6 protein-coding genes are annotated in these 6,590 nt (G+C 65.6%); 3 read left to right on the forward strand and 3 right to left on the reverse strand.

Annotated features, from left to right (window positions below; genetic code table 11):
• The first annotated feature begins 56 nt into the window (after positions 1-56).
• Together F7D09_RS07425 and F7D09_RS07430 are read left to right on the forward strand one after the other, a co-directional pair.
• Positions 57-1,964 carry an FtsK/SpoIIIE domain-containing protein gene (locus F7D09_RS07425; protein ID WP_376863539.1) on the forward strand — a complete coding sequence of 636 codons (1,908 nt, stop codon included), beginning with the start codon at positions 57-59 and terminating at the stop codon, positions 1,962-1,964.
• Between the two features lie 109 nt (positions 1,965-2,073).
• Positions 2,074-2,352, forward strand: a complete 279-nt coding sequence (locus tag F7D09_RS07430) for a WhiB family transcriptional regulator (protein WP_003812680.1) — start codon at positions 2,074-2,076, stop codon at positions 2,350-2,352.
• A 209-nt stretch (positions 2,353-2,561) separates the two neighbouring features.
• Here F7D09_RS07430 and F7D09_RS07435 read toward each other — a convergent pair whose 3' ends face one another.
• Positions 2,562-4,049 (reverse strand): sensor histidine kinase, encoded by a 1,488-nt coding sequence (locus F7D09_RS07435; protein ID WP_152234762.1) that lies wholly within the window; start codon positions 4,047-4,049, stop codon positions 2,562-2,564.
• A gap of 109 nt (positions 4,050-4,158) precedes the next feature.
• Between F7D09_RS07435 and trhA the strand changes: the two genes are divergently transcribed.
• Positions 4,159-5,139 carry a PAQR family membrane homeostasis protein TrhA gene (gene trhA / locus F7D09_RS07440; protein ID WP_226836082.1) on the forward strand — a complete coding sequence of 327 codons (981 nt, stop codon included), beginning with the start codon at positions 4,159-4,161 and terminating at the stop codon, positions 5,137-5,139.
• A 119-nt stretch (positions 5,140-5,258) separates the two neighbouring features.
• Here trhA and F7D09_RS07445 read toward each other — a convergent pair whose 3' ends face one another.
• Both F7D09_RS07445 and F7D09_RS07450 read right to left on the reverse strand, forming a co-directional pair.
• Entirely contained in the window at positions 5,259-5,738 is a 480-nt protein-coding gene (locus F7D09_RS07445) for a GreA/GreB family elongation factor (protein ID WP_152234763.1), read from the reverse strand.
• A gap of 147 nt (positions 5,739-5,885) precedes the next feature.
• Complete coding sequence (locus F7D09_RS07450) at positions 5,886-6,293, reverse strand: FKBP-type peptidyl-prolyl cis-trans isomerase (RefSeq protein ID WP_152234764.1); 408 nt, start codon at positions 6,291-6,293, stop codon at positions 5,886-5,888.
• Between the last annotated feature and the right edge of the window lie 297 nt (positions 6,294-6,590).

The raw sequence follows: 6,590 nt of genomic DNA on the forward strand, positions 1-6,590 counted from the left end.
ACCACATACCCCGTCCGCGCTTGCACCGGCGCGCCGTCGGCGTCCACACTGAATGGATGACCGTACTATCACGCATCAGCAAGCGACGGCAGGCCAGACGCAATCGCAAGCCGCCGCATCGCGCACGCCGCGCGTCGACGCTCACCATGCTGTCGCTGGGGGCTCCGCTTGCCGCGCAGACCGTCATGCTGGTCGCCATGCTGGTGGAACGCCGTTGGATGTTCGCCGTCATGATCGCACCGTCGCTGGTGGGATGTCTCGCCTCGATGCTCGCCGCATTGCAATCACAGAAGCCAGGCGCGGCAGCGCAGGATGCCAATGACGGATTGCCGCACGGTTCAGACGGGCAGGCAGCCGCTTCCGGCGCGGCGGCGGATGGTCGGACTGCCGGCGATCCCTCAGGACTGTCGGCGCCATCCCTGGAGGCGCTGCATGGGCTGGACCGCGACCCGCTGCTCTGGCGCGTAGTCGCCCCGCGCTGGCTTGCGGCGCCGTCGATGCGCGCCCAGGTAGGCGTCGGCGTGGACGGCCCGTTTTGCATCGACCTTGCGGCGCAGGGGCCGCACGCGCTGGTGGCGGGGACCACCGGATCGGGCAAGTCGGTGCTGTTGCAAAGCTGGTGTCTGGCGATGGCGTTGAACAATTCGCCGGATGCGCTGCGTTTCGTGTTCCTTGATTTCAAAGGTGGCTCCGCGTTCAGCGCATTGGAGCGGCTGCCCCATGCGGTCGGCAGCGTGTGCGACCTCGACCTCAAACATGCGGCGCGGGCGCTGCGGGCGTTGGAGGCTGAGCTGACACGTCGTGAACGGCTGGTCGCGCAGGAGCGGGTCTCGGCCATCCATGAACTGCGGCGGCCGCAACCGCGGTTGGTCATCGTCATCGACGAGTTCCATGCGTTGAAGAACCAGCTGCCCGACTATATCGACCGTCTGGTGCGCATCGCGTCGCTCGGCCGGTCGCTCGGCATGCACCTGATCGCCTGCACGCAGAATCCGCTCGGCCAGGTCGGCTCGGACATGAAGGCGAACATGACGCTCAACATCTGCCTTCGGGTGCGTGACGCCCTTCAATCCGCGGAGCTGCTCGGCGACGGCCGGGCAGCGGCGATCAGTCCGAACTCGCCGGGCGGCGCCTGGGTGGCGGACGGGCAGTCCGTCACGGCGATGCGGTGCTCCCCCTCACACGACATCGACTCGCTGGTGTCGGCCATCGGCGCCGCCGCCGCGTTCCATGGCATCGATCCGGCCGCGCCGCTGTTCACCCCTCCCCTGCCGTCATCGTTCCTCCTCGATGCGGCAGCGTCAATGCGGGCGGCGGCCACGACATCGCCGGCCGGCGTGGCGGTACCGTTCGCATTGGGCGACGACGGCGTCGGCGTCGCCATACTGGCCTTGGAACTCATGGCAGGCAACATCGGCGTCATCGGAGGCCATGGGCGAGGCAAGACCACGTTGCTAGACACGCTCGCCGCCATGTCGCGCAACCTGCCGGGGCTGTCGGTGAGACGCTCGCAACGTATCGGCGGCGAGATGGTGACCGAACGGCTGCACCATGACGCCGCGGCGGCCCGCACGTTCCATTCCGGTTCGGCCGCTCCCACAGCCCCGCGGACGCTGTGGCTGGTGGACGACGCCGACGCCCTGCTCGACCCGTTCGCCGCGGATGCGCATGCCGCCGCGTTCCAGCAGGCGCTGGGCGATCCGTCGACCACCGTGGTGTTCGCCGTGGAGACGTCCAAGCATGTGCGTGTGCCCGAGCATTGCACCACGCGCGTGGTGTTCCCCACCGGCGAACGCACCATCGACCTGATGGACGGCATCCCCGCCGAACTGCTCGCCACCTGTGACCATGACGACATCGCCACATCCGGCCGGGCGGTGCTGCTGCGGCAGGGCGCTGCGATGTGGATGCAATGCGCGACGGTGCGCAAGTCACCGCCGAATCACCGGCTTTTGCCGCCGTGAGCGTTTTTTCCTCGCAAAACCCCTTGAAAAAACAATCGTTTCGTGGTTACCTATTAGTTGACTTGTAGACTCGTCGCCGCAACAGGCGATGGGAGGAGGGCGAATTCTCATGAGCAGTGCTTTCGATTGGCGTGCCAAGGCGGCTTGCCGGGACAAGGACCCGGAGCTGTTCTTCCCGGTGGGCAACACCGGTGCCGCGTATCAGCAGATCGAAGAGGCCAAAGCCGTGTGCCGTACCTGCAAGGTGATTGACGCCTGCCTGAAGTGCGCGTTGGATACCAACCAGGATTATGGCGTGTGGGGCGGTCTGAGCGAGGACGAGCGCCGCGCGCTGAAGCGTCGCGCCATGCGCGCGCGTCGCTCCCAGGCCATGCAGCTTCAGGTGTGAATCCACACGGTCGGCTATTGTCGACGCCTTGATGGCCCGCGCCATTGCGCCGCTACCGGTGCCAATGGTGCGGGCCATCTGCATTTTCTGCATGTGCGGCATCCGGCGGCCGGGCAATGGTCTTATGCGGTTCACATACCGGCATCAACGCAAAACGGGTCCCCTCCACGATGCGGAGGGGACCCGTTTTGCGTATCCGTCGCGGCCGGTCAGTCGTTCTGCGCGGCGCGCAGGGTCATGTCGAGCACGACGCGGGTGCCGCCTTCGCGGCGCGGCTCCCAGCGGACGCTGCCGCCGAAGTCGTTGGTGACGAACGTGTTGATGATCTGGGTGCCGAGACCGGAGCCGGACGAGCGCGCGAGCCCGTTGTGCTCCTCAGTGTCGAGGCCGGAGCCGTCGTCCTCCACGACCACGTTGAGGTTGTTGCCGCTGCGGCCGACGGAGATGGTGATGTGCCCCTGCTTGCGCCCCTCGAAGCCGTGCTCGACGCAGTTGGTGATGAGCTCGGTGAGCACGAGCGACAGCGGCGTGGCGTCCTGGGCGGGCATCATGCCGAACTTGCCGATGAAGTCGACGGTGATGGTCTGGTCCTTCATGGTGGCCAGGTCGACGGCCATCTTCAGCAGGTTGGAGATGACCTTGTCGAAGTCGACGATCTCGTCGGCGGTCTGGCTGAGCCCCTCGTGGACCATGGCGATGGTCTGCACGCGACGCTGCGCCTCGGCGAGCTCCTTCTTGACCTCCTCCGACTTCGTCTTGCGCGCCTGGAGGCGCAGCAGCGCGGAGACGGCCTGCAGGTTGTTCTTCACACGATGGTGGATTTCGGAGATCGTCGCGTCCTTGGTCTGCAGCTCGGCCTCACGGCGGCGCAGCTCGGTCACGTCACGGCACAGGATGATCGCGCCGTTGCGGCCGTTGTTGTCGTACAGCGGCAGCGAGCGCACGGACACGGCGGAACGGTTGGCGTTGATCTCCGAGTCGACGGCGTCCTTGCCCATGAGGACCATCGGCAGCGTTTCGGGGACCGGATCGTTCTGGTGGAGCAGGTCGGTGCCGATTTCGCTGAGGAAGTGGCCCTGCATGGTCATCAGGCAGCCGAGACGGCGGAAGCAGCTGATCGCGTTCGGCGAGGCGTAGCGGACGATGCCCTCCTGCGTGAGCATGATGAACCCGTCGGAGACGCGGGCCACGTGACGCTGGCTCATGATCGCGTTGACGTAGGGGAACTGTCCGCGCGCGATCATCTCGTAGAGCTGCTTGCCGGCGTTGATGCTTTCGGATTCGTACCGGCCGTTGGATTCGCGCGTGGCCATGTTGGTCTCACGCACGACCAGGCCCAGCGTCTTGCCGTTGTGACGCACCGGCGCGTAGACGTTGCACACCGTCGACTTGCCGACCGTGCGCAGCACGGTGGAGCGGAACACGTTCTTGGACTGCATCGCGGCGTCGAGTTCGGGCACCATCTCGGGCGGCACCAATGCGCCGACCGCATCGTCAACGCGAAGCGTCATCACCGTGGAAGGCCTGCACTGTTCCACGATGCGGTAGTTGCCGTCGCCGTCCTGCACGATGAGCAGCAGGTCGGCGAAGCTCAGATCGGCTATCACCTGCCAGTCGCCGACGAGGTGGTGCAGCCATTCACGGTCGCTTTCGGTAAAATCAGGGCGCGTGACCAAGATATGTGTGAAATCAGCCATGGTATCCATCATACGCAAGGCCATGGGCGACGTGGAACATCGAAAGTCAATAACCTACGGTATCGTAACTTACGGTTCCGTAATATAGAACCGGGGTACGGGAGGTCATATGACGGATTGCAGCAGCAACGGCAAGAACAGCACCACCAGAGTGAAGGACAACGCGAAGGCGGCAACCCATGATGCCACGCACGGTACCACCGCGCCGGACGAGGCGACGTTGCGCGTGAACGCGAAACGCGCGGCGGTCATCAAGGCGCGCGAGGAGGCCCTGCAGGCCAAGGCCGACGCCGTGCGCGCGAAGTCGTTCGCCAAAGCGGAGGCAATCCGGCACAAGGCGGAGGCCAAGGCGTCCGCCGTCATCGCCAAGGGCGAGGCGCGCGCAGCCCGCATCGAGGGCATCGCGCCGGCCGAGGTGGCGCGCAAGATACGCCTCGACGTGCACGGCAGGCCGAAGCCCTTGCTGCGCGGCTGGATCCATGCGGTGGCGACACCGCTGTCGCTGGCGGCAGGCATCGTGCTCATCTGCCTCGCCCATGGGGCTGCGCTGAAGTGGGCGTGCGCGGTGTTCATGACCTGCTCGCTGATCCTGTTCGGCAATTCGGCGCTCTATCATCTCGGCGACTGGTCGCCGCGAGTCACCGACGTGCTGCGCCGCATCGACCATATGAACATCTTCCTGCTCATCGCCGGCACCTACACGCCCGTGTCGTTCGCGCTGGCCGCGCCGATCCGCAACGCCATCATAGCGGGCATGTGGTCGTGCACGCTGGTGGCGCTCGTCATCCATGTGATCTGGATCGGAGCGCCGCGATGGCTGTACACCATCGTCTACATCGTGTTCGGCGTCTCGGGAGTCGCGTTCATGACCCTGTTCTGGAACTCCCCCGCCGCCGGCCCCGCCGTCGTGGTGCTGCTCGCCTCCGGCGGCGCCTGCTACATTCTCGGCGCCATCGTCTACGCGCTGCGCAAGCCGGATCCGTGGCCCCGCGTGTTCGGCTTCCATGAGATCTTCCACTGCGGCACGGTCGCCGGATACGCCTGCCACATGGTGGCGATCTACATGGTGATCGTCCAGCTGTGGCCGTGACGGCATAACCGTGACATGGCAAGGGCGGGGCCCGGCATCCACACGAATGCCGGGCCCCGCCCTTTACCGTAGCCTACAGCGATTTACCGTGGCAGCACCTGACGGCGTGCGACCGCACGTCAGCCGAGCGGCTTCGCCTCCTTGATGAGCACGGAGATCTCGCGGCCGTTGGGCGCCGCGTAGCTGACCGTGTCGCCGGCGTTCGCGCCAAGGATGGCGGCGCCGATCGGCGATTCGGGGCTGATCACGTCGTACTCGGTCGCGACCTTGATGTCACGCGAGCCCAGCACGTAGGTCATTTCACGGCCTGCGAGCTCCAGGGTGACCACGGAGCCGTTGCCGACCTTGCCGGCCTTCGGCGCCTCGACGATCTTGGCGTTGCGCAGCTTGACGGTCAGCTCGTTGATGCGGCCCTCGTTGCGCGCCTGTTCCTCGCGGGCGGCCTGGTAGCCGCCGTTCTCGGAAAGATCGCCCTCGGCGCGCGCCGCGGCGATGCGCTTGGTAATCTCCTCGCGATACTGGCCTTCGCGGTGCGCCAGCTCGTCCTTCAGCTTGTCATAGGCGTCCTGCGTGAGCAGAACGGTTTTTTCCTCGCTCATGTTTCCTCCTGATATCCAGCGGACGGCCGGCGGAACCTCCGCACCGCCACCGTCGATGATGCATGACGCCGCCGGCATCATGGTCATGCCGGCGGCGCGCCGATACGTTTGCCTAGAAGCGGCCGCACACAGACGGCCTCGCACAGGTCAGCGGGTCGAGATGATGTCGATGACGAACACCAGCGTGTCGCCGCCGCCGATGCCTGCGGCCGGCATGCCCTGCGAGCCGTAGCCGTACTCCGGCGGAATGGACACGACCAGACGGGAGCCGACGTTATGGCCGGGGACGGTCTGGTCCCAGCCGCGGATCACCTGGCCGACGCCGATGCCGAAGCTGGCGGGCTGGTGACGGGCGAAGCTGGAGTCGAACGGCTCCTCCTTGCCCCAGACGACGCCATGGTAGTTCACCGTGACCGTATCGCCGCGGCGCACCATGGGGCCATCGCCTTCCACGACCTCCACGGCCTTGAGCCCCTTCGGCGCCTCAGGCGTCGGGAACGTGATGACCGGGGCCGCACCGAACTCGGCGTTGACTTCAGGCATGTTCTGTGCCATGACCTATGTTCCTCCTATCGACAGCCGTCATGCTCCTCATCGCATGACGTACCACGGACAATGACCATTAGCGTATCACCCCCACCGGCTGTCACGCATCGGAAGGGGCGCATTTCATCGCAAATTCACCATACTACAGCCATGTACGAGTGACATGCAGGCGGCGTTCAGCGACCGTGTTTGTTGTTTTGATGGGTGGGTTGATATGACGAGAGGCTTCTAGGCAGAATGGGTGGTGCCTTAAACCTATCCGTTCTAGCGAAGGAGCCTCCATGGTCAAGGGTAGCAGTGCCAGTG

It is taken from the genome of Bifidobacterium leontopitheci, from assembly GCF_009193355.1.
Lineage (GTDB): Bacteria > Actinomycetota > Actinomycetes > Actinomycetales > Bifidobacteriaceae > Bifidobacterium > Bifidobacterium leontopitheci.

Coding starts and splice junctions, on each gene's coding strand:
- F7D09_RS07425 (WP_376863539.1), top strand. CDS start 57: ATGACCGTACTATCACGCATCAGCAAGCGACGGCAGGCCAGACGCAAT.
- F7D09_RS07430 (WP_003812680.1), top strand. CDS start 2,074: ATGAGCAGTGCTTTCGATTGGCGTGCCAAGGCGGCTTGCCGGGACAAG.
- F7D09_RS07435 (WP_152234762.1), bottom strand. CDS start 4,049: ATGGCTGATTTCACACATATCTTGGTCACGCGCCCTGATTTTACCGAA.
- trhA (WP_226836082.1), top strand. CDS start 4,159: ATGACGGATTGCAGCAGCAACGGCAAGAACAGCACCACCAGAGTGAAG.
- F7D09_RS07445 (WP_152234763.1), bottom strand. CDS start 5,738: ATGAGCGAGGAAAAAACCGTTCTGCTCACGCAGGACGCCTATGACAAG.
- F7D09_RS07450 (WP_152234764.1), bottom strand. CDS start 6,293: ATGGCACAGAACATGCCTGAAGTCAACGCCGAGTTCGGTGCGGCCCCG.